This window comes from Ancylobacter rudongensis, from assembly GCF_900100155.1.
GTDB lineage: Bacteria > Pseudomonadota > Alphaproteobacteria > Rhizobiales > Xanthobacteraceae > Ancylobacter > Ancylobacter rudongensis.
This window is the reverse complement of record NZ_FMTP01000004.1, coordinates 192660-216373: the sequence shown is the minus strand read 5'-3', so window position 1 is coordinate 216373 and position 23714 is coordinate 192660. Positions and strand designations below refer to the sequence as shown.

General features: G+C 69.9%; 31 protein-coding genes. 6 read left to right on the top strand and 25 right to left on the bottom strand.

The features are described 5' to 3' along the window. Positions 1-19 precede the first annotated feature (19 nt). The 10 genes from BLO63_RS12270 to BLO63_RS12225 form a co-directional block, all read right to left on the bottom strand. On the bottom strand, positions 20-457 hold the full coding sequence (locus BLO63_RS12270; protein ID WP_091440857.1) for an NlpC/P60 family protein: 438 nt from the start codon (positions 455-457) through the stop codon (positions 20-22). Beyond that, on the bottom strand, positions 457-1323 hold the full coding sequence (locus tag BLO63_RS12265) for a DUF2163 domain-containing protein (RefSeq protein ID WP_091440855.1): 867 nt from the start codon (positions 1321-1323) through the stop codon (positions 457-459). The genes BLO63_RS12270 and BLO63_RS12265 overlap by 1 nt, the downstream gene beginning before the upstream one ends. Then, positions 1320-1961 (bottom strand): DUF2460 domain-containing protein, encoded by a 642-nt coding sequence (locus tag BLO63_RS12260; protein ID WP_091440851.1) that lies wholly within the window; start codon positions 1959-1961, stop codon positions 1320-1322. Before BLO63_RS12260 ends, BLO63_RS12265 begins: the two co-directional genes overlap by 4 nt. Beyond that, positions 1962-2561, bottom strand: a complete 600-nt coding sequence (locus BLO63_RS12255) for a phage tail tape measure protein (RefSeq protein ID WP_091440848.1) — start codon at positions 2559-2561, stop codon at positions 1962-1964. It abuts the gene before it with no gap. 193 nt (positions 2562-2754) lie between these two features. Beyond that, a complete protein-coding gene (locus tag BLO63_RS12250) occupies positions 2755-2976 on the bottom strand; it encodes a rcc01693 family protein (protein ID WP_280138058.1) in 222 nt (73 codons plus the stop codon). Beyond that, the gene (locus tag BLO63_RS12245) at positions 2973-3338 is read right to left on the bottom strand and encodes a gene transfer agent family protein (protein WP_091440843.1); all 366 of its coding nucleotides are present in this window, start codon (positions 3336-3338) and stop codon (positions 2973-2975) included. Before BLO63_RS12245 ends, BLO63_RS12250 begins: the two co-directional genes overlap by 4 nt. Before the next feature lie 334 nt (positions 3339-3672). After that, positions 3673-4080: a phage major tail protein, TP901-1 family gene (locus BLO63_RS12240; protein ID WP_091440841.1), complete on the bottom strand. Its 408-nt coding sequence runs from the start codon at positions 4078-4080 to the stop codon at positions 3673-3675. A gap of 354 nt (positions 4081-4434) precedes the next feature. Further along, entirely contained in the window at positions 4435-4851 is a 417-nt protein-coding gene (locus BLO63_RS12235) for a DUF3168 domain-containing protein (protein WP_091440839.1), read from the bottom strand. An 85-nt stretch (positions 4852-4936) separates the two neighbouring features. Next, positions 4937-5257 (bottom strand): head-tail adaptor protein, encoded by a 321-nt coding sequence (locus tag BLO63_RS12230; RefSeq protein ID WP_091440837.1) that lies wholly within the window; start codon positions 5255-5257, stop codon positions 4937-4939. Further along, positions 5254-5820 (bottom strand): head-tail connector protein, encoded by a 567-nt coding sequence (locus tag BLO63_RS12225; RefSeq protein ID WP_091440834.1) that lies wholly within the window; start codon positions 5818-5820, stop codon positions 5254-5256. The genes BLO63_RS12230 and BLO63_RS12225 overlap by 4 nt, the downstream gene beginning before the upstream one ends. 228 nt (positions 5821-6048) lie before the next feature. Here BLO63_RS12225 and BLO63_RS12220 point away from each other — a divergent pair, with 228 nt between their 5' ends. Beyond that, a complete protein-coding gene (locus BLO63_RS12220) occupies positions 6049-6768 on the top strand; it encodes a S1 family peptidase (RefSeq protein WP_091440832.1) in 720 nt (239 codons plus the stop codon). A gap of 9 nt (positions 6769-6777) precedes the next feature. On the opposite strand, the gene BLO63_RS12215 is transcribed toward BLO63_RS12220, so the two are convergent. Next, on the bottom strand, positions 6778-7101 hold the full coding sequence (locus tag BLO63_RS12215) for a low molecular weight protein tyrosine phosphatase family protein (protein WP_091440830.1): 324 nt from the start codon (positions 7099-7101) through the stop codon (positions 6778-6780). 304 nt (positions 7102-7405) lie between these two features. On the opposite strand from BLO63_RS12215, the gene BLO63_RS12210 reads away from it, so the two are divergent. Both BLO63_RS12210 and BLO63_RS12205 read left to right on the top strand, forming a co-directional pair. Further along, positions 7406-7633, top strand: a complete 228-nt coding sequence (locus tag BLO63_RS12210; protein ID WP_091440827.1) for a hypothetical protein — start codon at positions 7406-7408, stop codon at positions 7631-7633. A gap of 70 nt (positions 7634-7703) precedes the next feature. Next, entirely contained in the window at positions 7704-7940 is a 237-nt protein-coding gene (locus BLO63_RS12205; protein ID WP_091440825.1) for a hypothetical protein, read from the top strand. Between the two features lie 94 nt (positions 7941-8034). On the opposite strand, the gene BLO63_RS12200 is transcribed toward BLO63_RS12205, so the two are convergent. The 9 genes from BLO63_RS12200 to BLO63_RS12165 all read right to left on the bottom strand — a co-directional run bounded on the left by BLO63_RS12200 (position 8035) and on the right by BLO63_RS12165 (position 16363). Continuing rightward, on the bottom strand, positions 8035-9279 hold the full coding sequence (locus tag BLO63_RS12200) for a phage major capsid protein (RefSeq protein ID WP_091440822.1): 1245 nt from the start codon (positions 9277-9279) through the stop codon (positions 8035-8037). 775 nt (positions 9280-10054) lie between these two features. Next, complete coding sequence (locus BLO63_RS12195; protein WP_091440820.1) at positions 10055-10642, bottom strand: HK97 family phage prohead protease; 588 nt, start codon at positions 10640-10642, stop codon at positions 10055-10057. After that, the gene (locus tag BLO63_RS12190) at positions 10639-10836 is read right to left on the bottom strand and encodes a hypothetical protein (protein ID WP_091440817.1); all 198 of its coding nucleotides are present in this window, start codon (positions 10834-10836) and stop codon (positions 10639-10641) included. The genes BLO63_RS12195 and BLO63_RS12190 overlap by 4 nt, the downstream gene beginning before the upstream one ends. Further along, positions 10833-11021, bottom strand: coding sequence for a hypothetical protein (locus BLO63_RS12185; protein WP_091440816.1), 189 nt, complete (start codon positions 11019-11021; stop codon positions 10833-10835). The genes BLO63_RS12190 and BLO63_RS12185 overlap by 4 nt, the downstream gene beginning before the upstream one ends. Before the next feature lie 399 nt (positions 11022-11420). After that, on the bottom strand, positions 11421-12581 hold the full coding sequence (locus BLO63_RS12180; protein WP_091440813.1) for a phage portal protein: 1161 nt from the start codon (positions 12579-12581) through the stop codon (positions 11421-11423). 57 nt (positions 12582-12638) lie between these two features. Beyond that, positions 12639-13961 carry a DNA-packaging protein gene (locus BLO63_RS12175; RefSeq protein ID WP_091440812.1) on the bottom strand — a complete coding sequence of 441 codons (1323 nt, stop codon included), beginning with the start codon at positions 13959-13961 and terminating at the stop codon, positions 12639-12641. Then, positions 13927-14442: a hypothetical protein gene (locus tag BLO63_RS12170; protein ID WP_091440809.1), complete on the bottom strand. Its 516-nt coding sequence runs from the start codon at positions 14440-14442 to the stop codon at positions 13927-13929. Before BLO63_RS12170 ends, BLO63_RS12175 begins: the two co-directional genes overlap by 35 nt. A gap of 334 nt (positions 14443-14776) precedes the next feature. Continuing rightward, positions 14777-15367, bottom strand: coding sequence for a hypothetical protein (locus tag BLO63_RS20955; RefSeq protein ID WP_143007073.1), 591 nt, complete (start codon positions 15365-15367; stop codon positions 14777-14779). Between the two features lie 423 nt (positions 15368-15790). After that, complete coding sequence (locus BLO63_RS12165; RefSeq protein WP_091440807.1) at positions 15791-16363, bottom strand: NADPH-dependent FMN reductase; 573 nt, start codon at positions 16361-16363, stop codon at positions 15791-15793. A gap of 253 nt (positions 16364-16616) precedes the next feature. Between BLO63_RS12165 and dcd the strand changes: the two genes are divergently transcribed. Further along, on the top strand, positions 16617-17174 hold the full coding sequence (gene dcd, locus BLO63_RS12160; RefSeq protein ID WP_091440805.1) for a dCTP deaminase: 558 nt from the start codon (positions 16617-16619) through the stop codon (positions 17172-17174). Positions 17175-17404: 230 nt separating this feature from the next. On the opposite strand, the gene BLO63_RS12155 is transcribed toward dcd, so the two are convergent. Then, entirely contained in the window at positions 17405-17782 is a 378-nt protein-coding gene (locus BLO63_RS12155) for a DUF6481 family protein (protein WP_091440803.1), read from the bottom strand. 109 nt (positions 17783-17891) lie between these two features. Between BLO63_RS12155 and BLO63_RS12150 the strand changes: the two genes are divergently transcribed. Then, positions 17892-18791 (top strand): DMT family transporter, encoded by a 900-nt coding sequence (locus BLO63_RS12150; protein WP_091440801.1) that lies wholly within the window; start codon positions 17892-17894, stop codon positions 18789-18791. Positions 18792-18921: 130 nt separating this feature from the next. On the opposite strand, the gene BLO63_RS12145 is transcribed toward BLO63_RS12150, so the two are convergent. From BLO63_RS12145 to BLO63_RS12135, 3 genes are all read right to left on the bottom strand, one after another. After that, a complete protein-coding gene (locus tag BLO63_RS12145) occupies positions 18922-19977 on the bottom strand; it encodes a PRC-barrel domain-containing protein (protein WP_244517845.1) in 1056 nt (351 codons plus the stop codon). A 265-nt stretch (positions 19978-20242) separates the two neighbouring features. After that, entirely contained in the window at positions 20243-20785 is a 543-nt protein-coding gene (locus BLO63_RS12140) for a superoxide dismutase family protein (protein ID WP_091440798.1), read from the bottom strand. Between the two features lie 183 nt (positions 20786-20968). Beyond that, positions 20969-21730, bottom strand: coding sequence for an FCD domain-containing protein (locus BLO63_RS12135; protein WP_244517844.1), 762 nt, complete (start codon positions 21728-21730; stop codon positions 20969-20971). A 227-nt stretch (positions 21731-21957) separates the two neighbouring features. Between BLO63_RS12135 and BLO63_RS12130 the strand changes: the two genes are divergently transcribed. Next, the gene (locus BLO63_RS12130) at positions 21958-23094 is read left to right on the top strand and encodes an alpha-hydroxy acid oxidase (protein ID WP_091440793.1); all 1137 of its coding nucleotides are present in this window, start codon (positions 21958-21960) and stop codon (positions 23092-23094) included. Positions 23095-23125: 31 nt separating this feature from the next. On the opposite strand, the gene BLO63_RS12125 is transcribed toward BLO63_RS12130, so the two are convergent. Beyond that, complete coding sequence (locus BLO63_RS12125; protein WP_091440790.1) at positions 23126-23632, bottom strand: YcgN family cysteine cluster protein; 507 nt, start codon at positions 23630-23632, stop codon at positions 23126-23128. Positions 23633-23714: the final 82 nt, after the last annotated feature.

The following is a 23714-nucleotide window of genomic DNA, read 5'->3' as shown; positions in this document are numbered from 1 at the left end:
AGGATGCGCGCCCCGGCCCTCACGCGCCGGGAAAGGCGAAGGCGAAGGCGAGCCGGCGGCGCCACCAGGGGGCGAGATAGACTTCCGCCACCGCCGCACCGTCATGGGCGTGCACCATGCGATCGGGCGTGACGAGCAGCGCCGCGTGCTTGGCCGGAAAACCCGCCCGCCAGCGGAACAGCAGCACATCGCCCGGGGCGATCGCCTCCAGATCCACGGTGCGCATATGCCGCCCGGCTGCCTGCGCCATCTGCTCGGCCTTGGTCGCTTCCGCCCAGTCCGGCGCATAGGCCGGCAGGCCCTGTGGCTCCGGCCCCACCACCGCCCGCCACACCCCGCGAATGAGGCCGAGGCAGTCGGCCCCCTGCCCCTTCAGCGAGGCGCGGTGCAGATAGGGCGTGCCGATCCAGTCCCGCGCCTCGGCGATCGCCTGCCTGCGCACATCCCCCTCGCCCATCACGGCCTCCCCGGCGTGGCGACGCGCAGCACCGCGTCATTGCCCGGCATGTGGGGAAAGCCGCGAAAATTCAGCGTGTTGGCAAAGCGGTCGCGGCAGGTCGCGAAGCTCTTGTCGCAGCCAGCGGTGACGGTGAACGCATCGCCAGGGGCCAACGGGGCCGGCGGGCGCTGCCACAGTTCCAGCCGCACCGTGCCGGTACTCACAGTGTGGGCCTTCACCTCGGTAGCGAAGCCGTCATTGGCGCCGCTGGTCACAATGAGCCGCCCCTGCGTGAACCCGCCGGCGGCATAGGCGCCGAGCCCCGCCGCCACGATCAACCCCGGTCCTTCGGCCGCGCTCACCGTGCCGTGGCCGGTGAACGCCGGCGCGGCCAGCGCGATCCGGCAGCGGCCATCGCCGAGATCGGCGTCGCAGCCGGCGGTGAACAGCCGCCCGCGCACCATGTTGAGCGCGCTGGAGAGCCCGCGCAATTCGGCGGTGAAGCTGCCCTCGCTGCGCCGCACCTCGCCCAGAGTCGCCCGGCGCAGCCGCAGGAAATGTTCCGGCGCCGACCAGTCGGCGAGGATCAGTTCGATCCCCGCCCCGTCATAGCGCCCGGCGTCGAGATCGGCGGCGTCGATCAGTTCCGAGGTAAGGGCGGCGGACATCTCGCCCCCGCCCACCGCGAAGCCGAGCGCGGACGCATCCTCGCTGCCGGAGGCGCCGGAGGCGGCGCGGAACAGCGTGCCGTCCACCGTGAGGTCGTCATCATGCTCGGTGAGGCCGATCACCACGCCGTCGCGGCGGGTGAGCCGCCAGCAGCGCGCCAGCGTCGTCACCCCGCCCGCGAGCGACGCGGCCAGGGCGGGGGGGATGTCTTTCACGGCCGTATCTCCAGGATCGGGATGCGCGGGATCGCCCCCGCCTCGAAGGCGGTGAGGTTCACCTCGAGAAAATCGGTGTCGAAGCGCACCGGCACGTCGAACAGGAACCCCGCCGTCACGCTCGCCCCGCTTGCGGGCACATGGCCGGGCAGGAAGCTGACGAGCCCGGTCGCGGCATCGAGGCTGAAATGCGTGCCCGCCACCCGTTCCACCCCATTCACCGCCACCCGCACCGAGCCGGCAACCGGCTTGGCGATGGGGCGCTGATAGGGCGCGTGCGCGCCGCCATAGGTCTTGGCGAGGGCGAACTGCGTCCGGGCGCCGGTGCCGGTGCCCAGCACCTGGTCGAGCGGCGTCACCGCCGCCCCCGGCGGGCAGGAGGCATGGTCGAGCCGGTCGCGCCAGCGAAAGCCGTGCAGCCGCCCGCGCCGCTCCTCGAAGAAGGCGACCACGGTTGAGAGCTGCGCCAGCGAGGTGACGCCATAGCCGGCATCCCAGCGCCGGCGGGAATGGGCGAGCCGCGTGTTGCGCTCCTCCCGTCCGGTCAGCGTGGTGACGATCTCGGTCGCCCGCTCCGGCCCGCCCGCCGCGCCGAGCGCGATGTCGAGCGGGAACAGCGTTTCATGAAAGGCCGGCATTCACAGGCTCCTTTCCCCGCGCGCCACGGCGCGGGCGATCAGGCCGGCGAGATAGGCGTCGGAGCGGCGGAAGGCGCCCGGGTCGGGGGTGGCGACATTCACCGTCACCTGGCTCGCGCGTCCCCCGCCCTGCGCGGCGACGCCGAGCCGGCCATCGGCGCCGCGCGCCAGCGGCAGGATCGCCTCCGCCCCGCGCTCGCCCATCAGCCCGAGCTGGCCGCCGGCCATCGGGAAATAGGTCGGCGCCGCCACCACCCCGCCCTGGGCGAAGGGGGTGACGCGCCCGTGCGCGAACGCCCCGCCGCTGGCGAAGCCGGAAACCCCACCGAGCGCGCCCTGAAGAAGACCGGAAAGCCCCTGTTCCAGCGGCTTGAAGGCGATGTCGAGCGCCAGCGAGGACAGACGGCTCGCCAGCGAGCGCAGCACGTCGTCGGCCTCGCGGCCCTTCAGGGTCGCGCCGGTCAGCGCATCGCCCACCGCCCGGCCGAAGCCCCGCGCCAGCCGCTCCGCTTCCGCGATCTCGCGCCGGAAGGCGCTGGTATCGGCTGTGATTTCCACCGTCAGCCCGTCGTCGAACGCCTCGCTATCCTCCGCAGCCATCCTGCCCTCCTGTGTGAAATGGTTCCGTGTCCCGGATCAGCGGAGGCGCAGCTGGAGCGCCGCGCGCGCTCCCTCGCGCCCTCATGGCCGGGCTTGACCCGGCCACCCAGACTTGAGACCGGGTGCGGGCGGCGGCGCTGGGTCCCCGGGTCAAGCCCGGGGAAGAGGGCCCGCGCGGCGAGACGGCACCCCCTCAGTCCGGAAACCGCGCCATCAGCGCGGCGAGGCCGGCCCGCCCAAGCGGCGCCCGTGCCTCCCCGGTGAAGGGACGCAGCGCGGCGGCGAGTTCGCGCGGCGTCAGCGCCCAGAATGCCTGCGAGGAGAGCCGCAGCCGGCCGAAGCCGAGCGCCATCGCCGCCTGCCAGGGGAAGGGCGATGGACCGCCCTCCCCCGGAAAGGCCGGCGCGCGCCCTATCCCCTCGTCTCCGGAGGATCGGGCAAAGGGCGGTCGGCCCGCTCCCCGCCCTCCCCGCCGCCGAACGTCGCCGCGATCAGCTCGCCGACGAGCCGGGCGAAGCCCGCCGCGCCGCCCGGCGTGGTCATGCGCGCCACCTCATCCTCGGTGACGGCCTCGCCCGCCCCGCGCAGCCCGGCGGCGAGCAGGCGGATGGCGTCGCGCGCGGCAAGCCGGCCGGTGGAAAAACGCCCGGTCAGCGCCACCAGGTCGTCGGCGCCAAAGGCGTCTTCCAGCTCGGCCAGCGCGCCCAGCGTGAGCACCAGCGTGCGCCGGCGCCCGTCGAGCTCGGCGGAAATCTCGCCGCGATGCCGGTTGGCCATGGTCTGCTTCCTTCCTGCGGGTCTGAAGTTGACGCGAAAATCCTGCCCTCATCCCCGGGCTTGACCCCGGGGACCCAGCCTCCCCGCCGATGGCCCGGCGACGTGCTGGGTGGCCGGGTCAAGCCCGGCCATGAGGGAGACGGGGGACGCCGCTCACAGCTCCGCCCGCTCCTCGCCGCCTGTTCCTGAATGCACCTCAACACCCCTCATCCCCGGGCTTGACCCGGGGACCCAACCTTCCCGCCGACGGCCCGGCGACGTGCTGGGTGGCCGGGTCAAGCCCGGCCATGAGGGCGGGTATGTTCCTCGCCGCGCCGTCACCTCGCAGCCCCCCTCAGAGCGCGGCGAAGGTGATCTCGCCGGCGCTCTCCAGCGCGATGTCGAACGTCACCTCGCGGTCGTGCTCGCCGGCGAATTCGAGGGCGGTGATCTGGAACGGCCCGGCGATTGTGCCGAAGTCCGGCACCACGATCTGGGCGTTGCGGATCGTGCCGTCGAAGAAGCTCTGGCGGATCAGCGCGTCCGACGCGCCGTCCTTGAACACGCCCGAGCCCGCCACCGAAGCCCGCTTCACCCCCGCCCCGGCGAGCAGCTCGCGCCAGCGGCCGGCGCTCTCGGCATGGGTCACGTCCACCGGCTCGGCATTGAAGGCGATCTGCCGCGAGCGCAGCCCGGCCACGGTGGCATAGGCGGTGCCGTCATGGATCTTCAGCAGGAGGTCCTTGCCCTTTTGCGCCGCCATCGGCCGCTCCTTTGCTTGCCCCTGCCGTCGCAGGACGGTATTCAGAGACGGTTAACCCTTGGGAACTACACTGCATCCCGGTCGGCCCCGGCGAGACAGCTTGCCGCCTTCACCGTTTGATTCCGCAAACGCCGCCAAGTGACTTCATCTTCTGAATCAACTTCACGCGGATTCATGAGTCCGCGGAATCGCTTGCGCGGCTTTCCTGACAGGTTCGGAAATCTTCAACCTGTTTCCGCGCGTCGCCGGCGGGAAAACCGCGCCGATTCCGTCCCGGTTCTGATGTGCCGATTCAAGCCAGCGCCGATTCACGAGTCGGCAGAATCATTTGCGCGCCAATGCTGCAGCTGCCGGCTAACTTCCCTCGGGCTCCGTCACCGCCCGGAAGCGCAGCAGCGCGCGATAGGTCCGCCCGCCCGGCTCGCGCCGGATCTCGGCCGAACTCAGGCGCAGATTCACCAGGCGGTGCCCCTCCAGCGCCAGCGGCGCGTCGTGCAGCGCCTGCTGCACCAGATGGGCGAGCTGGTGCGCTTCTCCGTGCCCGCCCTGGCGCGACCAGCAGGCCAGTGTCAGGCGGTGCTCGGCCCCGGCCTCGGTGGCGGTGGACCAGTCCAGCACCTGCGCCTCGCCCAGCGTCACATAGGGAAATTCCGGCGCGGCGGGCGGCACGTCGTGGATGCGCGGGCCGCCCAGCGCGGTGGTCAGAACCGTGTCGGTGGTAAGGGCCGCATGGATCGCCCGGCGCAGCGCCACCGCTGCCGCCGCGCTCATCGCCGCCTCCCCGGTCGCGGCGCCTCGGCGCGCTGCGCGAAGCGCCGGCGCAGGGCCTCCAGGCCCTTCAGCCGCGTGGCGAATTTCATGGCGTCTCCTCCCGGCAGTCGCAGATGAGAAAGCGGCCGCGCCCATCCGGGTCGCTCACCGCCTCGACCAGGAAGCGCCGCGCCCCCAGCCGCAGCCGGTCGCCCGGCTGCACCGTGGCCGGCGCGCGCACGGTGATGGCGTGGACCAGCACCGCGCCGGGGCGGTCGGCGATCTCCGCCGCCGCGCCGCGCGTCGCCAGCGCGCCCCACAGGGCATCGACGGCGATGAAGCCGCGCGTCACCCCGCCGAGCCCGTCCGGGGTCTCGACCGGGGTTTCCTGCACCAGCCGGTGCCGCAGGGCGCCGATCGCGCTCATAGCCGCGTCACCCGGAACGGCGCCACCAGCGCGTCGAGCCGGGCGGGAAAGGCCGCGCCCGGCCCCGCCACATCGCGGTGCTCGTAGAAATGGGCAAGAACCACCCGCACCGCCTCGATCAGCGGCGAGGGCACGTGGTCGGCATTCGGCCCGTGGCCGGCGGTGATGTCGAGCGCGATGCCGGCCAGCGGGCGGCCGGGTGCCGGCACCGCGCCGCGCGCGACCTTGATCAGCCCCGGCAGCCGCGCGGTGTCGAGGCTGAAGGCATCGAGCGGCAGGGCGGTCGCCGTGCCTGCGCCGTCCAGCACCCGGGCGGCGGTCAGCGCCTTCAGAGGGTTCACCGGCAGCGCGATCAGCCCGGAAGCCGGCCAGGCGTCGCGCACGATCCGCCAGCTCTGGTCGATCAGCACCCGCCGCGTCAGCGCCTCGACGGTCGCCCGCGCGGCGGTGATGAGCGAGGAAATCAGCGCGTCCTCGGCGGCGTGGTCGACGCGCAGATAGGTCTTGGCCTCGGCGAGCGTCAGCGGCTCGACCGTCGGCCCGGCGAGAAGGATCGCGGGCATGGTGCCTCCCTGTGTGAAGATGCGGGCGAGCGCGGCGCCTGGGTTCCGGACGAAGGACGCGTGTCCGGGAAACGAGAAGAAGCGTGTCCCGGACAAGTGACGCCGCAGGCGGAGCGACGATCCGGGACCCAGCGAAGACCCCTCCGCCCAATCCCCCCGCACCGCCGCGCCGATTGACGTTGCGGCCGGGCGCCGCCACAACGGCCCGTCCCCTTCTGGAACCCGCCGATGCGCCTGTTGCTGCCTGCCCTGCTCGCTGCCCTCGCCCTCGCCACCCCCGCCCGCGCCATTGTCGGCGGCGGGCCGGCGGACCCGGCATTGACGGCGGAGACGGCGATGATCGTGTCGACGCGCGGCGCCACCTGCACCGGCGTGGTGCTGGGGCCGAATGTGCTGCTCACCGCCGCCCATTGCGTGCAGCCGGCGGCGGATTATGCGGTGGTGGTGTTCGAGGGCGGCGCGCCCCGGCTGATCCCCATCAACCGCATCGCGCTCCACCCCTCCTTCGATCCGAACTCCTTCGCCACGCGGCGCCCGACGCCGGACCTGGCCTTGGTGCGGCTCAGCGAGGCGCTGCCCGCCACCTTCCGCCCCGCCGCGCTCACCAGCGAGGTGGCGCTGCCGCCGAAGCGCACCGCCTTCACCATCGCCGGCTATGGCGTGACCAAGGACGGCGACGGCAAGAGCGCCGGCACGCTGCGCACGGCGTCCCTGCCGAGCATCGGCACCACGGGCGGCATCATGGTCCGGCTGTCGGACGGCGCGGCGAAAGGCGCCTGCACCGGCGACAGCGGCGGCCCGGTGCTGATCGAGGGCGTGGTCGCCGGCATCATCGGCTGGTCGACGGCGGCAGGCGGGGCGCGCGGCTGCGGCGGCGTCACCGGCGCCACGCTGATCGGCCCGCAGCGCGCCTGGATCGAGGCCACGCTGCGGGGAATCGGGCGTTAGAGCGAGGCCTCAGCGCAGGAACGGCCTCACCTTGCGCTCCAGCAACTGCACCAGCGCCGGGTCCATGAAGGCAAAGCGGTCCGGTATGTCGAGGCACACCAGACGCTTGTCCTTGAGCGCGGCGCGGTAGCGCGCCTGCAGCTTTTCCCGCTGCGCCTTCTCCATCACGAAGATGATGTCGGCCCACGCCACGAGCTCGGCCGTCACTGGCGTGTCGGCATCGCGGTTGGTGCCGGCCGACGCGACGTCGAGGCCCTCCCGCCCGGCGAAGACCTGCTCGGCGGTCGGGCTGCGCAGCTTGTTGCGGCTGCACACGAACAATAGGCGCGTCAAAGGCGGCTCCGCAGTTGGTTTCGCAGTGTGGCGGCCCGGGGCGGCGCGTGCAATCGTCACGCGCACGCGGCCGGTTCCGGATGCTCGGCGGGATTTTAAAGCGGACGCGATCTAATCGCTTTCGCTTCTCTCCTAGGCGCTCGAAATGACTTTCGCCAGAGGGCGAACACGCAGATGTTATTGCGTCAGCGCAAAGTTCTGAGCGCCCAAACACAAGTGGCGATGCGTCAACGCCGAGACTAGCTTCTCTCCATGAACGGCGCGGCCGACACGGGCCGCCCACCCACACTTCGGAGAAGCCAAAATGAACAAGATCCTCCTCGCCGCCGTCGCCCTCGCCTCCTTCGGTTCGGTCGCCGCCAGCGCCGCCGATGGCCGCGACGCCAGCCTCTATGAGCGCGCCGTCCCGGCCCAGGCCGAGGCCGCCCAGGCTCCCGTCGTCGAAGGCCGCAACGCCGCTGTGGCGCTGCCGGCCGTCTCCGACGCCTACATCAACCAGTCGGTCGAGGCGAACGCCCGTTCGACCCGCTGATCCCCTCTCTTTCCCTCAAGGCCGGCGCCCCCTTTGAGCGCGCGCCGGCCGCTTTCCAAGGAGTTTCACCATGAACAAGATCCTCATCGCCGCTGTCGCCCTCGCCACCCTCGGTGCCGCCGGCGCCCAGGCCGCCGGCCGTGACGGCACGCTCTACACCCGCGTCACCGCCCCGCAGGCCCAGCCCGCGCAGCCGCAGGCCCAGCGCAACGTCGTCGAAGGCCGCAACGCCACTGTCACGCTGCCGACCGTCTCCGACGCCTATATCAACCAGGCCGTCGAGGCGAACGCCCGCTCGACCCACTGAGCGTGCCGGACCGACTTCCCGAGACTGACCGTCTCATCTGGGGCGCCCCTCACCGGGGCGCCCCTTTTTTGCGTCGCGCGTCAGGCGGCGCGCCTCAGGCGGCGAATTTCAGCAGCTTGATGGCGTCGAAATCCTGCACCCCGCCGCCGACCCGCTTGGTGGTGTAGAACAGCACATAGGGCTTGGCGGAATAGGGGTCGCGCAGCACCCGCACGCCCGCCCGGTCGACCACCAGATAGCCGCGGCGGAAATCGCCGAAGGCGATCGAGAGGCTGTTCGCGCCGATGCCCGGCATCTCCTCCGCCTCGTGCACGGGAAAACCCATCAGGCTGGGCGGCGCGCCCGGGCCGGTGGGCGGTGCCCACAGATACTGGCCGTTCTCGTCCTTCAGCTTGCGCACCGCGCCCTGCGTGCGCCGGCTCATCAGGAAGGAGCCGTTCTGCCGGTAGCCGGCCTTCACCGCATAGACGAGGTCGACCAGCGGGTCGGAAGGGCTGGCGGCGGGAAAGTCGCCGGCGGCGCCGGTGGCGAGAAAGCCGAGCTTGCCCCAGGCCCAGGCGCTTTCCGCCACCGTGTCATAGGCGAGCAGCCCCTTCGGCTTGCCCACCCCGTCGCCGGTGACAAAAGCCGTGCCCTCCTGCGCCGCGAAGGCGGCTTCGACCTCGATGGCGAGCCACTCGTCGATATTCACCGCCGAATCGTCCAGCAGCGTCTGCGTCGCCGCCGGCATGGCGTAGAGCTCCATCGCCGGGAAGGCGATCTCATCAAGCACCGGGCTGGCGGTCTGGGTGCGGGCGCCGGTCTCGGCCACCCAGCCGACCGCCGGGCCCGAGGTCATGAACGGCTTCTTGTAGGTGCCGGCCGAAATCACCCGCACATCGGCGATGGCGCGGATCGGCGACAGCGCGGCGAGCCGCTTGCCGATCTCGCGCTCGGTCTCGCTCGGCACGGTGTAGCCGCCATCCGCCCCCACCCCGGCGGAGAGCGCCTTGGCCTCCAGCCGTTTCAGCCCCGCCGCTTCGCCGGTGCGGACATAGGAATCGAACGCCGCCTTGTGCTCGCGCGCGGCGAGGTCGGACACGAGGTCGCCCCCGCCCAGCGCCGGCCGGCGGGCTTTGAGCACCAATTCGTCGATCAGCGCCTTCTGGGTGTCGAGCGCGGCACTGATCCGCGCCACCTTGTCGTCGGCGACGACATCGCCGCCGCGCCGCTCCAGCGCGCCGAGCCGCTGGTCATTGGCGTCCTTGAACGCCTCGAAGGCGCTCATGAACTCCTCGAAGGCGGCGGAGACTTCCGGGCCGGCGGACTTGCTTTCCGGTGCGGTCATGCTCGGTTCCATGTGGTTGATGTCCTGTTCAAGAAGAGCGTCGTCCTCCCGGCCACCGGCGCCGCCGGAGAGCCGGGAGGGTGAAACGGGCTGGCGATGCCGAGGCGCCTGCGGCGGCGTTTGGCCGGAACACGGCCGCTCGCACGCCCCCTCATCCCCGGGCTTGACCCGGGGACCCAGCCTTTCCGTCAGCGCCCGGCCAGTAGTCTGGGTGGCCGGGTCAAGCCCGGTCCTGAGGGCCGATGTGAGAGGCCCGTCATGCTGAGGTGCCGGCGCCACGCGCCGGCTTTGAGGCACGCAGCCCCCTCATCCCCGGGCCTGACCCGGGGACCCGGCCTTTCCGACAGCGCCCGGCCAGTAGTCTGGGTGGCCGGGTCAAGCCCGGCCATGAGGGGGAGGCATCGCGCGCGCAAACCACCCTTCGAGGCTCGCTTGCGCGCGCACCTCAGGATGACGGCGCATCAAACAATCGAGCCCGTTCCCCGGACAGGCCGCGCGCCGCGCGGCGCCGATCCGGGGCCCAGGGAAAACTCTTCGGCCGAAATCCTTCTCCTGGGTCCCGGCTCAGCGCTCCGCCTGCGGCGTCGCTTGGCCGGGATACGGACGCTCGCACGCCCCCTCATCCCCCGGGCTTGACCCGGGGACCCAGCCTTTCCGACAACTCACCGCCAAAGTCTGGGTGGCCGGGTCAAGCCCGGCCATGAGGGTCTATGAGCGACGCCCGTCGTGCTTCGAGGCCGGCGCCACGCGCCGGCTTTGAGGCACGCAGGCCCTAAGGGCCAGGCCGCTACACCAACACCGGCCGCAGGCCCGGCAGCCCCCTCAGCCGCCGGGCGCCGCGGCGGATGGTGCCCGCGAGCGTGTCGCCGGCCCGCTTGACCGAGGCGATGCGGGCCTCCGGCTGCATCGGGAAGGTGACGATCGAGACTTCCCACAGGTCGATATGGGAGAGCCGGCGCACCCGTGTGCGCGGGTCGGTGCGGCCCTCCACCGTGCGGAAGCCGATCGACAGCCCGTCGATCGCCCCGGCGCGCATCAGCGCGAGCACCTCGCGGGCGCGGGCGACATCGAGGGTGAGCTGGCCCTTCACCTGCAGCCCGAGCGAATCCTCTGTGAGGCTCGTCCAGAAGCCGATCGGCTCGGCCGGGTCGTGCTGGAACAGCATCCGCACCCCGCCCGCCCCGCGCTCGGCCAGCGAGCGGGCAAACGCGCCGGGCAGGATCAGGTCGCGTCCGAGATCGACCCGGCCGAACAGCGCCGCATAGCCCTCGAAACTGCCATCGGGCGCGATGTTCGCCAGCGCGCCCAGTTGCGCCTTGGTCTGCAGCGGCGGCGCGCCGCGCGGAGCCGGGGAGTGAACCAGGAAACCGCTCATGCGCCCTCCCCCTGCCCGGTGCCGGCCGCCCCGGCCCGGCGCGTGGCGGCGGCGCGCTCCAGCTTGGACAGCGTGCGGCCGAACTGGCGGAACACCTGCGGCGCCGGCCCGGCCCGGTCGGGCGCCGGCAGGCGGGCGGCAAGCGCGGTGAAGCGGCCGGGCAAAAAGGCCCGGATGCGCGGGGTAGCGGTCATGTGTCGTCTCCGAACAGGGCGTTGAAGCGGGCGATCTCGCGCACGAAATCGTCGAAGCGGCGCACCGCGTGCCCGAGTTCGCGCAGCGCGAGCCCGGCCAGCGCCGAGGCGCCGAGCGCCCACATCAGCAACGCGAGATGGGCGATGTCGGCTTTGTCAGCGAAGGCTGTCATGAGCGGCTGCATGGATTCCCTCCTCGGCCCGTTTGCCGCGCTGGCGGTCGCCGCGACCCGCAAGGTCGTCCTCCCGGCCGAAGCCAGGCGGGTGCGCCCCTCATCCCCGGGCTTGACCCGGGGACCCAGCGTTTCCGTAGCGGCGAGGCCGAAAGTCTGGGTGGCCGGCTCAAGCCCGGTCCTGAGGGGAGGCATCGTGCGCGCAAACCATCCTTCGAGGCTCGCTTCGCTCGCACCTCAGGATGACGACGCATCAAAAAATGCTCGTTGGAGCCCGTTCCCCGGACAAGCCGCGCAAAGCGCGGCGCCGATCCGGGCCCCAGGGAAGACTCTTCAGCCGAACCCCTTTGCGCCGGGTCCCGGATCGACGTTCCGCCTGCGGCGTCACCTGCCCGGGACACGGGTGCTCCCTCACTCCCGCACCCCGTAGCCCACCGCCTGGCGCTTCTCGTCCTCGGTGAGGAAGGTGGCCTCGTTCACCCGGCGCCACAGCGCCTCGCGCTCGCCATGCAGCACCTCGATGGCGTCGAGGTCGGGCTCCAGCACCAGCCGACCCGGCCCATAGGCGGGGCCGAGCCAGAGGCTGATCTCGTGCAGCAGCCGGCGGCCGAGCGGCAAAATGGTCTGGCGCCACAGCACCCGGCTGGCCTCGGCGTAATTGGCGTAGGTGGCGTCGCCGGGAATGCCGAGCAGCATCGGCGGCACGCCGAAGGCGAGCGCGATCTCGCGCGCGGCGGCGTTCTTCGCCTCCAGGAAATCCATGTCGTGCGGGGTGAGCGAGAGCGGGCGCCAGTCGAGCCCGCCCTCCAGCAGCAGCGGCCGCCCGGCATTGGCGCTGCCGGAGAAATTGGCCTCCAGCTCCTCCTTCAGCCGCTCGAACTGCTCATCGGAGAGGTTCCCCGCCCCACCATAGACCAGCGCGCCGGACGGGCGGGCGGCATTGTCGAGCAGCGCCTTGTTCCAGGCGCTGGCGGCGTTGTGCAGGTCGAGCGCCATCTGCGCCGCCTCCAGCGGCGGGGCGCCGTAATGGTCGTCGAGCGGGTTAAACAGCGCCACATGCAGGATCGGCGGCGGCACCCCTTCCTGCACGAAGCGCACCGAGCGCCCGCCCGCCGTGTAGTCATAGGCCTGCGCCCAGCCATCCGGGCCGGAGACCACGCGCATGCGGTCCGGGCGCAGCACATGCAGCTCGCGCGGGCTCGCGCCGAGGCTCACCGCCTCGACATAGGCATTGCCTGACAGCAGCAGATGCGCCGCCAGCGCCTCCATCAATCCCGGGCCGGCCAGGCGCGGATTGGGCTGCGCCAGCAGGTCGAGCAGCGGATGGCTCGTGCTCTCGCGCCCGTCCAGCGTCAGCAGCGGGGCGAGCTCGCCCACCCCCTGCGCGATCATCCGCACGCAGCGATAGGCGATGGCGTTGCGCTGATAGCCCTCGCGGGCGAGCGCGGCATAGTCGCGCGGCGTCCATTGCGGCCGGTGGCCGGCCAGCAGCGCCACCAGCGCCTGGGTGCGCGAGGCCTTGGCCTCGGGCGGCGCCGCGCGGCGGCCGAGGGAGAAGGGAAAGAGCGTCATCAAACGGGCTCCGGTTGAAAGAAAGGCCGTCATCCCGGCCGCGAGGCACGCCGCCCCTCACACCCGCCGCACCCGCGGCGCCGTGGCGCGGGGCCCGAGCGCCAGCGCGGTGACGGCCCAGACCAGCGCGTCGAGCCGGTCGGGCGAGCGGCCATTGGAGAGGCCGTCCGGGCCGAAATCACACATCTCGTCCTCCAGCGCCGGGAACGGGCCGACATGGCGCACCCGTCCCTGCTCGTAGAGCGCGGCCACCGGCTCGGCGCGCAGCCATTTTCCGCGCGTGGCGCGCACCTCGCTCACCGGCACGGTGGGGTCGAGGCCGGCGAGAATGGTCTTCACCATCTCCCCGCCCTGGTTCACCTCCACCACCACCCGGTCGGCCTCCAGTCTCTGGAACAGGCCGATGGCGCGCCCTCCCCAGCTGTTCGGCGAGAGGCCCTGCGCGCTCTCATCTGCCAGCACATGGACAATGCCGTCCGCATCGATCCCCGCCGCGACGAGCCCGCAGGCATCGGCCCTTTTGCCCGACGAGGCCGGCGGGTCGACCGCCACCACGATGCGCTCCATCTGCCGAAGCAGCTCCGGCGCCGGCGCCAGCCGCGCCGCCTCCAGCCCGGCGCGGTTCCACAGCGCGTCGGCGCGGTCCTCGATCAGCTCGCCCTCCAGCTCCTGCCGGCCGAGCCGCGTGCCGGCATAGCGGCCGACCACGGTGTCGAGAAAGCTCGGCGCCAGATGCGCCGCGTTCTCCGCTGTGCCCATCCGCGTCACCGCCGTGCGGGGATCGTTGAGCAGGGCGCGCAGCAGCGCGGTCGGGCGGGGCGTGGTCGTCACCATCTGGCGCGGCCGCGTGCCGAGCCGCAGGCCGAATTGCAGCATGTCGAACGCGGCCTGGGCGTAGCGCCATTTGGCGAGTTCATCGCACCAGGCGGCGTCGAATTGCGGCCCGCGCAAACTCTCGGGGTCGTCGGCGGAAAAACCCTGCGCCACGGCGCCATTGGGCCAGACGAGGCGACGGCGCGTCGGCTCCCAGCTCGGGCGCTCATGGCTGGGGTGGATGGCGAGCAGGCCGGAGACTCCCTCCACCATCACCTCGCGCACATCGCCAAGGCTCTCCGCCACCAAAGCGAGCCGCCCCGCCTTCGGCCCGGCGCGGCCATGAATGAGCGCGCGCACCCATTCCGCGCCCGCCCGTGTCTTGCCGGCGCCGCGCCCGCCCAGCATCAGCCAGGTGAGCCAGTCGCCGCCGCCCTGCGCCGCGAGAGGCGGCTGCTGGCCGAGGCGGCCGATCAGCGGCCAGTGATGGCGCAGCCAGTCGAGGGTCGGCGCGTCGAGCGCGGCCAGCGCCTCAGGCAGTTTCCCCGCCCGCCAGCACGCGTTCAAGTGTCCGGCCAAGCTCGCGTCGGAAGGTGTCGGCGTCGCGGCTGGCGTCATCGTCATTCCCGTCCGGCTCCAGCTTGTCCAGCGCGGCCAGCTCGCGCAGCGAGCGCACGAGAATGGCCAGCGTGCGGGCGGCGCGCTCGCTGTCGGCGTGGCTCGCCTCCGGCTTCAGGGCGGCTTTCAGCCCGGAGCGCCCGACCAGCCGCTCGATGGCGGCGATCTCGGTCTCGATCCGCCGCACCAGCCGGGCGATCAGCGCGCGGCGGTCGGCGGGGCTGTCGGCCGGCGCCGCGCCTTCATCGGCGGCGCGCGGAATGCGCCCCTTGCGCGGCGTCCAGCCCCAGAGGCGCCGGCGGACATTCAGCGTCGATTTGGCAATGCCGAGCATATCCGCCACCTGCTGCACCGGCACGCGCGTGAGTTCATAGAGCCGGCGCGCCTCTTCAAGCGCTTCCGGCGAAACGGGTCGCACAGGAACCGACATGCCACCTCCGCCTGGCCGACATGAAAAAGCCGGCCCGCAGGCCGGCTGAAAACGTTGCGCTCCGGGGCTGGGGTTCAGAACCCGCCGCCGCCCGACGCAGTTGTGGAGTATGGGTGAAAGCTACCCGGTCAGCGTCACGCTGTCAAGGACTATTTTCCTAGTCTAGGATTTTTGGCCAAGAAGCCATTCCGTCGCCGACCGGATCGACGCTTCCCCAACCAACGCCCCCTCATCCCCGGGCTCGACCCCGGGCATTCACTGTTTTCGCGCCGCGCGGGCCTCAACGTGGAGGAGTGAGTCATGCCCGGCCACAACGAATTGACAGGAAACGATCTCAATAGCGGGAGAAAGCCACGTCCGAGCCCGATCGGTATGCGGCAGTTATCGCCTCAGCCAATTCGGAAATATTGGACTGGAATCTCGAATTCTCGTCGCAGAATGCGCCGATTTCATTGCTCGAATATAAGTATTTTGACCTAAATTTATCATCCCTCTTTTTGAATGATGTCATACTTGGCCCCAAATAATAACCTGAATCACTACCAGAAAAATCAATATGCCCGGCGACAATACCATGCGCGATCTCGTTTCGCCGGTCAGATCCCCTTTGATAGGTTTCACTTACAATTTTAAGACCATGCGCAGCCTCCTCACTTGGAAAAAACTCCAGAAACGTTCGTCCAGTTTCCGTTATTAATTCTTTTCTATTTCTAGCAGATTTAATTAATAAATATGCCTTCATAACAGGCATCTGAAGTTTATTAGGGTTCACTATATGAGAAAAAAGGCGCGCAAGATTGTCTTCTGTGGCCTCCCAAGAAGATAATGCCCTCCCTATCGCCAAATAAATGGGGTCGGCATTCTCATTTCCTTGCTTTGGTCTTGGATACGGTGCGAAAAGCAGCCGCTCTCGACTTTCTCTCACCGCTCGCACTCCCGCTCCACTGCCACATCGCGAGCCCGGTTCCACCGCCCCGTCAGCACACCATCATGCCATGCCTCGGACCGGACACCCACGGATTCCCGTCCTCGGAGGGGCCCCTGGGTCCCGGATCGGCGCCGCGCGCCGTGCGGCTTGTCCGGGAAACGGAGCGGCCGAACCCCAGTCCGACCGCCCCGCCAACACACCCTCATCCCCGGGCTTGACCCGGGGACCCAGCCTTTGCAACGGCACGGCAGCGAAAGCCTGGGTGGCCGGGTCAAGCCCGGCCATGAGGGCGTTCGAGTGGCAGCGCCGCCCCCTTCCGTGTCACGGACCAGCGGCGCATCGCGCCGCGCCGATCCGGGACCCAGCACAGGCTCGTCGGCCGAACCCGGCCCGGCGAGTGTCTGACGCCGGTGGGGACCCTCACCCCGCCTTGGCGTGGGCGGCGAGCAGCTGGATCTCCTTCACCAGCGCGTTGACGCCGCCGGTGAGGAACTTCACGGTCTTCTCGTCGGTGAAGGCGCCGTCCTTCACCTTGTCGGCGACGCCGGGCACGGCGAGGTGGGGATAGTCGACCACGCGGGCGCCGGCCGCGCTCAGCGATTCGCGCAGCGGCGCCTGGGCGCGGATGCCGCCGGTGGAGCCGGGCGAGGAGGTGACGACCAGCACCGGCTTGCCGAGCAGCGAGCCCTTGCCATAAGGCCGCGAGCCCCAGTCCACCGCGTTCTTCATCGCGCCCGAGGGGCCGTAATTATATTCCGGCGAGACGAACAGCACCCCGTCCGCCGCCGCGATCTTGGCGCGCAGCGAGGCGGCGCCTTCCGGCTGGGTGGCCCCGTCCTCGTCCTCATTGTAAAGTGGAACGTCGTTGAGCGTCAGCACGGTGAGCTCGATCGACGGGGGAAGGGCGGCCTTCAGCGCCTGCAGCAGCGCGGTCGAATTGGAACCGGAGCGCAGGCTGCCGGAAATGCCGAGAAGCTTCGGGCGGTCGGTCATGTCTCGATTACTCCACAATGAGGCGAAAGGCGTGGTGGGCTAAAAGGCGTGGGGGGCCAAATGGCTTCGGGGCAGAGTGTGGCGCCGCGGCGCGCGGCTCAACCCCCTTTTCCTGCAATGCCGCAAGAAAGCTCTTGCACCGCACCGGAATGTCAACCGAAGGCGGCACCAATCGCCCCGCCGGCATGGATTTTGCGGCGTACTGCGCCCATGTTAGCGCTCCCGCAGCGCTGACCCGCGAGAGCCAACGCCCGTGATCCTGACCGACCGCGACATTCTCGATGCCATGAACGAGGGCTCGGTGCTGATCGAGCCCGCCCCGCCGGAGGAGTTCTACGCCCCCAACGGCGTCGATCTGCGGCTCGACCGCCGGCTTAGCCTCTACCGCGAACCCGAGCCGGGCGAGGACCCGGTGATCGACCCGGCCGGGCCGGGCTACAGTTTTCGCGAGGCGATCGCCCGCATGGCCGGCGAGATCGACATCGGCGCGGAGGGCTTCGTGCTCGATCCCGGCCGTCTGGTGCTGGGCTGGACGCTGGAGCGGGTGGATCTGCGCCCGGGGGCGCGGCTGGCGGCGCGGGTGGAAGGCAAGAGCTCGCTCGCTCGCATCGGCCTGATCGTCCACCTCACCGCACCGACCATTCACGCCGGCTCGACCGGGCAGATCCAGCTGGAGATCATCAATCTCGGGCCGCGTCCGATCCGGCTGCGGGCTGGGATGAAGGTGTGCCAGCTGATTCTGGAGCAGACGCTGGGCGTGCCCCGGCGCGGCTATGGCGGCCAGTTCGCCGGCCAGCGCGCGGCGGGGTAAGTCTCTGAGATAGAAGGAGAAACGCGCGCCGGGGCCCGGCGCGCGCGGTCTCAGCGGCCGTTGCGCTGCTTGCGGGCGGCGTAGCGCTCGTCGCGGCGGGGCCTGGCCTCGGCGGCGGCGGCCTGCTCGATGGCGAGGGCGGCGGCGGCCGCTTCCACCTCGGCGCGGGCGGCGGGATAAGCATCTGAGATAGAAGGAGAAACGCGCGCCGAGACCCGACGCGCGCGGTCTCAGCGGCCGTTGCGCTGCTTGCGGGCGGCGTAGCGCTCATCGCGGCGGGCCTTGGCCTCGGCCTCGGCGGCGGCGGCCTGCTCGATGGCGAGGGCGGCAGCGGCGGCCTCCGCCTCGGCGCGGGCGGCAGCTTCGGCGATGGCGGCCTCGGCAGCAGCGATCGCCGCAGCAGCCTCCGCCTCCTTGCGGGCGATCTTGGCCGCCTGCTTGGCTTCGTTGGCAATCTGGCGCGCCTCGGCGGCGGCCTTGCGCTCGGCTGCCTTGGCGATCATCGCCGGGTCGTCCGGGCCGGGACGGGCGGCGAGCTTGGCGAGCAGGCGGGCCTTGGCTTCGGCAGCGGTCTTCTGTCGGTCTTGAAATGTGTCGGTTACTTTCATGGCGTTTCCCTTATCCCATTTCCGGACGGATTGACAGCCGCCCGCGAGCAACTAGTTTCCGCTCACGTACCGGCCGCATGAGCCGCGTCTGTCGGCTGCGGTGCGGTTCATGAAATCCCGGGATCTGGTCTCCTATGTCTTCCTGGCGCTCGTCTGGGGGGCGTCCTTCGTGGTGATGGACCACAACATCCACGCCTTTGGCTGGGCGGGCTCGGTCTCCTTCCGTTCCTTCATCGCTGCGGCCACTCTGCTGCTGGTCGCCCGCGCCATCGGCCGGCGGCTGGATTTCTCCTTCGGGATATTTCCGCTCTTCGTGCTCGGCGCCACCACGGTAGCGCTGCAGCTGGGGCTGCTGTCCTATGGGCTGCCGCAGATCGGCACCGCCATGTCGGCGATCCTCGTCGCCACCATCCCGCTGTTCACCATGCTGATCGCGGCACTCTGGGGGGTCGAGCCAATCCGGCTCGGCGGCCTCGTCGGCATCGTGCTCGGCGCCGCCGGAATCGTTCTGTTGGTCGGCTTTCCGGCCCAGCCGGTGACGCCCGAATTCCTGATCGGCTGCGCCGCCACGCTGGGCTCGACCCTCTCCGCCGCCTTTGGCAGCGTCTATGCCGGAAGGCGATTGTCCAAGGCGGGCTCGTGGGAGATTACCATCGGCGCCTTCCTATTCGGCGGGCTTCTCAGCCTGCCGCTCATCGGCTTTGTGCCGGTGCCCGGCCTGCCGGGGCCGCTGGACATCGGCACGCTGCTGATCGCCGGCGTGATCATGAGCGCCATCACCTATGTGATCTTCTACCGGCTGATCGCCTCCATCGGCCCCACCCGCGCCATCAGCGTCGAGTTCGGCGTCACCGGCGTCGCCGTCACCATCGGCACGCTGCTGCTGAACGAGCCGCTGACGCTGCCGCAGATCGCCGGAGGCGTGGTCATCGGCATGGGCTGCGCGCTGGTGCTTGGCGTCATCCGCATCGGCCGGGCCGAGGCCGTGGTCGAGCATCCCGGCGCCTGACGCGTTCCCCGCGCCGCCGCCCGGCAGCGGAGTCGAAGCGGGACGGCATCGCTGCCGCCCCGTCCGCAGGAACGTGCCGGCCGTAGCCGGTACGGTCTTCACAATGTTACCCTTGCAAGGGCTGGGAGCGTCAGCCGCTCATCTGGTCGTGCCAGAACTGGTCGACCTCGCGGCGAATCTCCTTAGAGCGGTTGGGATCGGCAAGCTGCGGGGGGTCGATCGACGGCGCATCCTCGATCACCTCCTCCGACACATTGAGCACGAAGGTGTTCATGCCCGGCGTGGTCCGCAGCGCCTGCCACGGCAGCGCCACCATGTCCTCACCGATACCAAGCACGCCCCCGCTCGAGATGACGACATAGCGGATGCCACCCTTCTCGGAATCGAGCACCACATCCTCGACCGTGCCGAGTTGCTGGTCCTGCGGATTGCGGACCTCGGTCCCGGTCACGTCGGCCAGGTTGATGAGCCCGGCGTCGATCTCGGTGACGGGGCGCGCGCCCACCAGACGCTGCTGGCGCCAGGACGTGACCTCGCCCGGCTCAACACCCGCCCGGCGCAGGCGCTCCGTGTAGTCGCCATAGACGCCCTTCATTTCGGCGAGCACATCGTTACAGGTCTGCTGGTCGCCGCGCTGGCCCAGCACATTCGCCGCGGCATAGAGCGTGCGGATCTGGTAGGGCGGCGAGGCGATGCCCCAGCTGCTTCCGCCCCAGGGCGGACGCGGCTGCGTCACGGCGTTGTCCTGTGTGTTTGGCGCCCGTGCCGCCGGCGACTGGTTGGCCGGCACGCTACCCGAGGCGGGCGCGCGTTGGGCCGAGGCCGCATATCCATCCGCTCCCGCGCCGGCGCGGGCGCCGCGCAGATCGGCCTGCATCCCCGCTCCGCCCCAGCCGGACAGCCAGAAACCATCCTCGTTCATCTGGTCATTGAACGCCCGCAGATTGTCGAGGCACTGGCGCGCCACTTGGCGCGCCACCTGGCGCTGGCCCTGTACGCCCATCTGGCCGCTCTGGGCGGTCGGCTGGCCGGCCTGCCCCTGTGCCTGCGCCCCGGTGTTCTGCTGCGCGGCTGAAGGGGCCTGCCGGGCCGTCGCAGGCGCCTGCTGCGCAAGGGCGCCTCCCGCGCCAAGCGCCAACACGGAAGTGGCGACAACAGCGCACATGGCATTTCGGGTCATCATCATAGTCATCTCCTTAGGTTTGGGCGACACGTCGCCGCCAGAGGAGGCATTCAAGATTTTAAGTGCTGTATGTCTCCAAGCTTAATCAAGAACGCCATTGAAATTAACTGAATTGTTTATCAAATTCAGAATATTACAGGCATACGAAGCGGCTTTATTTGAAGCCGATTGTCTACAAAATCACTTGACCGACTGGAATTAATCGAACCCGGCGGCCGTGCCCGAAGCCGCGCGACGGGGACCTTTCCTAGGGGAGTTCGATCACGTCCTAGGGGCGTTCGATCACGCCGCAGGCGATCCGGTCGCCGGCATTTCCGGCGGGCTGGCTCTTGTAATCATCGGGGCCGGAGTGGATCACCAATGCCGAACCATCCTCATCGAACAACGTCCCAGTGCCGGACTCGAGCGTCACATTTGTGTTCAGCACCTGCACGCTGATCGTGCCGCTCGGTCCCACGAACTGGTTCGGCATGTCGCCGGCATGCGGCCCGTCCGGGTCGAGCAGGCCGTGGCGATTGCCGCGCGGCGCATAGTGACCGCCGGCCGACTTGAAGCCGTCCTGCGGGTCACACCGGCCGGTTTCGTGGATGTGGAACCCATGCTGCCCCGGCGCGATGCCGGCGACTTCGACGGAAATCAGCACGCCATGCGGCGTTTGCTTCAGCGTGGCATTGCCGATCTGCTCGCCATCCGGGCTCATGAAGGCGGCGGCGGCCGTCTTTTCCGGAAGAACACCCGGGCCGGGCGATTGCGCCAGAACCGGCGCGGCGACGGCGCAGAGCATGGCCGTGGCGATGGAAAGACGGCGCATGTCCATCTCCTGTGTTTGGGTTGCCGCGAGAAAGCGCCCGACCGGGCCCGCACCGCACCTACTGGCGGCTTGGCGAACCCGCGCATGCACTCACCTCGGCATGCCGGTCCAGCGCCTCGTTCCCAACGCTAACGTTGCGGCATGGGCGCTGTTCCCATTTTTCTGCGCATTCCGCCCTCCGCCTTACCCCGAGAGCAGCGTCGAGCGGTTCAGCCGGCGCACGGCGAGGTCGACCCGGGCAGCGTCACGATGGGTGCGCGCCACCGTCTCGCCGGTGAATTTCAGATGCTCGTAGATCGCCTTCTCCGCCGCCTCCGGGTCGGCCGCCACCACCGCCTCGCCGATCGCCCGGTGCTGGCTCAGCAGCGCGTCGCGGAACTCGGCCTGCGCGAACAGGCTGGTACGGTTGAAGAAGATGTCCCGCCGCAGCATTTCGGAAAAGGCCCGCATGACGTGGAGAATGACCAGATTGTGCGAGGCGGCGTAGATCAGCCGGTGCAGCACGATGTCGGCCTCGGCCTCGCGGGTCGGGTCCTGCGCGGCATGGGCGGCCACCATCTCGGTGAGGCAGTCGCGGATCGCCTGCCGCTCGGGCGCCGTCGCCCGCACCGCTGCCAGCCCGGCGGCCATGCGCTCTACCGCCGTGCGGTACTCGAAATAGTCCGCTGTCACCTGCTCGTTGGATTGCAGCAGCCCGGCGAGCGGGTCGGTAAGGCCGGCGAGAAACTCGGTGACGCGGGTGCCCTCGCGGCTGGTCGCCAGCAGGCCGCGCTGTTCCAGCAGCGCAAGCGCGTCGCGCAGCGAGGGGCGCGAGACGTCGAGCCGTTCGGCGAGATCGCGCTCGCTGGCCAGCTTCTCGCCCGGCCGCAACACCCCCTCCAGGATCAGCCGCTCGATGTGCTCGGCGATCGCCTCCGCCAGCTTCGGTGTGCGCAAGCGTTCCACGTCGGCCACTCCCCGTTTTCTTCTTCTGTTGTGTTCACGGCGAGAGACTACATCGCCGCCCCCGCGCGCGCATCCCGGCCGGCCATTGACTTCCATGGTAATTAAATTTTACCAGAAGCGACCAGAAGGCGGCGAGGCCGTTTCCGTCGCTGCCGCCGTGCCTATCATTGACGTCGGCCGGAGGAGGCGTATCAGCCTGCCCGGAAGCGAAGCCGGGAGGAACGCCAATGGCCACCGTGACCAATATCCAGGACCTGCGCGCCATCGCGATGCGCAAGGTGCCCCGCGCCATCTTCCACTATGCCGATCGCGGCTCCTATGACGAGACCACGCTCGCCGCCAACAAGGCGGACCTCGCCGCCATCCAGCTGCGCCAGCGGGTGATGATCGACGTGTCGGACCGTTCGACCGCCACCACTATGATCGGCGAGAAGGTCGCCCTCCCCCTGGCCATCGCCCCCACGGGGCTGACGGGTCTCTTCCATGGCAATGGCGAAATCCATGGCTGCCGTGCCGCCCAGGCGGCGGGCATTCCCTTCACCCTCTCCACCATGTCGATCTGCTCGATCGAGGACGTGGCCGGCGCGGTGGACAAGCCGTTCTGGTTCCAGCTCTATGTGATGCGCGACCGCAAATTTTCGGAATCGCTGATCGAGCGCGCCAAGGCGGCGAAATGCTCGGCGCTGGTGCTGACGCTCGACCTGCAGATCCAGGGCCAGCGCCACAACGATATCAAGAACGGCCTTGCCGTTCCGCCAAAGCTCACGCTGGCCAATGCGCTCGATATCGCCACCAAGCCGCGCTGGATCGCCAGCGTGCTGATGGGCAAGCGCCATTCCTTCGGCAATCTCGCCGTACGGCAGGAAAGTGACAGCCTCTCCACCCTCTCGCAGTGGATCGCCGGCCAGTTCGACCCGTCCCTGTCGTGGAAGGATGTGGAATGGGTGCGCTCGCTCTGGCCGGGCAAGCTCATCCTCAAGGGCATTCTCGATGTCGAGGACGCGAAGATCGCCGCCGCCACCGGCGCCGACGCCATCGTGGTGTCGAACCATGGCGGGCGCCAGCTCGACGGGGCGGTCTCGTCCATCTCGGCCCTGCCGAAGATCGTCGACGCCATTGGCGGGGGCAAAAGCGAAATCTGGTTCGACGGCGGCGTCCAGTCGGGCCAGGACATCCTCAAGGCGCGCGCGCTGGGCGCTCAGGGCTGCCTGATGGGCAAGGCCTTCCTGTGGTCTCTCGCCGCCGGCGGCCAGGCCGGCGTCGCACAGGCGATCGAGATCATCCGCCGGGAACTCGACGTCTCCATGGCCCTCACCGGTACGCGCGACATCGAGCAGGTCGATAGGAGCGTGCTGGCGCTGTGAGGAAGGGGGGCGGGGCGCTCTCCGTCGCGCCCTACCCCTTCGCCGTTTTGCGCACCGCGCCGCGCGGCAGGCGCAGGGGCCAGCGCACCATGTGGTCGACATAGTCTTCCAGCGGCAGTTCGTCCTCCAGCGCCGCCACCTTGCCACGCACGGAAACGCCGGCCGCATGAACGGTCTCGCGGTCACCGGAGACGAGATGGTGCCACCAGTAGAGATCGCGACCCTCCTCCACCAAGCGATAGCCGCAGGAGGGCGGCAGCCAGCCGAGCGCGCGCACCGTCTCCGGCGTCAGCCGCACGCAATCGGGCACCTGCTTCTGGCGGTCGGGATAGTTGCGGCAGCGGCAGTTGAAGTCATCCAGCAACTGGCAGCCTATGTCGGTATAGGCGATCGCCTCGGTATCCTCGTCCTGCAGCTTGACGAGACAGCAGCGGCCGCAGCCGTCGCACAGGCTCTCCCACTCAGCAGAATCCATCTGTTCCAGCGTCTTGGTCCGCCAGAACGGCGCCGCCGCGAGGGTGGTGTGATCGTCGTGCATCGCTCTGCTGTATCCGGCTCGCGCTCATCGCCCGGCCCATGTGGACGACCCGGCACTCACGTCTTGGCAATCACTCCTTAGA

What these genes read in the sequence shown, in the direction of transcription:
- BLO63_RS12170 (WP_091440809.1), bottom strand. Translation starts at nt 14,442, where the DNA reads ATGTCGGTTCCTGTGCGACCCGTTTCGCCGGAAGCGCTTGAAGAGGCG.
- BLO63_RS12140 (WP_091440798.1), bottom strand. Translation starts at nt 20,785, where the DNA reads ATGCGCCGTCTTTCCATCGCCACGGCCATGCTCTGCGCCGTCGCCGCG.
- BLO63_RS12210 (WP_091440827.1), top strand. Translation starts at nt 7,406, where the DNA reads ATGAACAAGATCCTCCTCGCCGCCGTCGCCCTCGCCTCCTTCGGTTCG.
- BLO63_RS12185 (WP_091440816.1), bottom strand. Translation starts at nt 11,021, where the DNA reads ATGCAGCCGCTCATGACAGCCTTCGCTGACAAAGCCGACATCGCCCAT.
- BLO63_RS12180 (WP_091440813.1), bottom strand. Translation starts at nt 12,581, where the DNA reads ATGACGCTCTTTCCCTTCTCCCTCGGCCGCCGCGCGGCGCCGCCCGAG.
- BLO63_RS12240 (WP_091440841.1), bottom strand. Translation starts at nt 4,080, where the DNA reads ATGGCGGCGCAAAAGGGCAAGGACCTCCTGCTGAAGATCCATGACGGC.
- BLO63_RS12195 (WP_091440820.1), bottom strand. Translation starts at nt 10,642, where the DNA reads ATGAGCGGTTTCCTGGTTCACTCCCCGGCTCCGCGCGGCGCGCCGCCG.
- BLO63_RS12145 (WP_244517845.1), bottom strand. Translation starts at nt 19,977, where the DNA reads ATGATGATGACCCGAAATGCCATGTGCGCTGTTGTCGCCACTTCCGTG.
- BLO63_RS12235 (WP_091440839.1), bottom strand. Translation starts at nt 4,851, where the DNA reads ATGAGCGCGGCGGCAGCGGTGGCGCTGCGCCGGGCGATCCATGCGGCC.
- BLO63_RS12165 (WP_091440807.1), bottom strand. Translation starts at nt 16,363, where the DNA reads ATGACCGACCGCCCGAAGCTTCTCGGCATTTCCGGCAGCCTGCGCTCC.
- BLO63_RS12270 (WP_091440857.1), bottom strand. Translation starts at nt 457, where the DNA reads ATGGGCGAGGGGGATGTGCGCAGGCAGGCGATCGCCGAGGCGCGGGAC.
- BLO63_RS12125 (WP_091440790.1), bottom strand. Translation starts at nt 23,632, where the DNA reads ATGCACGACGATCACACCACCCTCGCGGCGGCGCCGTTCTGGCGGACC.
- BLO63_RS12190 (WP_091440817.1), bottom strand. Translation starts at nt 10,836, where the DNA reads ATGACCGCTACCCCGCGCATCCGGGCCTTTTTGCCCGGCCGCTTCACC.
- BLO63_RS12205 (WP_091440825.1), top strand. Translation starts at nt 7,704, where the DNA reads ATGAACAAGATCCTCATCGCCGCTGTCGCCCTCGCCACCCTCGGTGCC.
- BLO63_RS12130 (WP_091440793.1), top strand. Translation starts at nt 21,958, where the DNA reads ATGGCCACCGTGACCAATATCCAGGACCTGCGCGCCATCGCGATGCGC.
- BLO63_RS12155 (WP_091440803.1), bottom strand. Translation starts at nt 17,782, where the DNA reads ATGAAAGTAACCGACACATTTCAAGACCGACAGAAGACCGCTGCCGAA.
- BLO63_RS12225 (WP_091440834.1), bottom strand. Translation starts at nt 5,820, where the DNA reads ATGCCCGCGATCCTTCTCGCCGGGCCGACGGTCGAGCCGCTGACGCTC.
- BLO63_RS12255 (WP_091440848.1), bottom strand. Translation starts at nt 2,561, where the DNA reads ATGGCTGCGGAGGATAGCGAGGCGTTCGACGACGGGCTGACGGTGGAA.
- BLO63_RS12230 (WP_091440837.1), bottom strand. Translation starts at nt 5,257, where the DNA reads ATGAGCGCGATCGGCGCCCTGCGGCACCGGCTGGTGCAGGAAACCCCG.
- BLO63_RS12220 (WP_091440832.1), top strand. Translation starts at nt 6,049, where the DNA reads ATGCGCCTGTTGCTGCCTGCCCTGCTCGCTGCCCTCGCCCTCGCCACC.
- BLO63_RS12150 (WP_091440801.1), top strand. Translation starts at nt 17,892, where the DNA reads ATGAAATCCCGGGATCTGGTCTCCTATGTCTTCCTGGCGCTCGTCTGG.
- BLO63_RS12260 (WP_091440851.1), bottom strand. Translation starts at nt 1,961, where the DNA reads ATGCCGGCCTTTCATGAAACGCTGTTCCCGCTCGACATCGCGCTCGGC.
- BLO63_RS12200 (WP_091440822.1), bottom strand. Translation starts at nt 9,279, where the DNA reads ATGGAACCGAGCATGACCGCACCGGAAAGCAAGTCCGCCGGCCCGGAA.
- BLO63_RS12245 (WP_091440843.1), bottom strand. Translation starts at nt 3,338, where the DNA reads ATGGCCAACCGGCATCGCGGCGAGATTTCCGCCGAGCTCGACGGGCGC.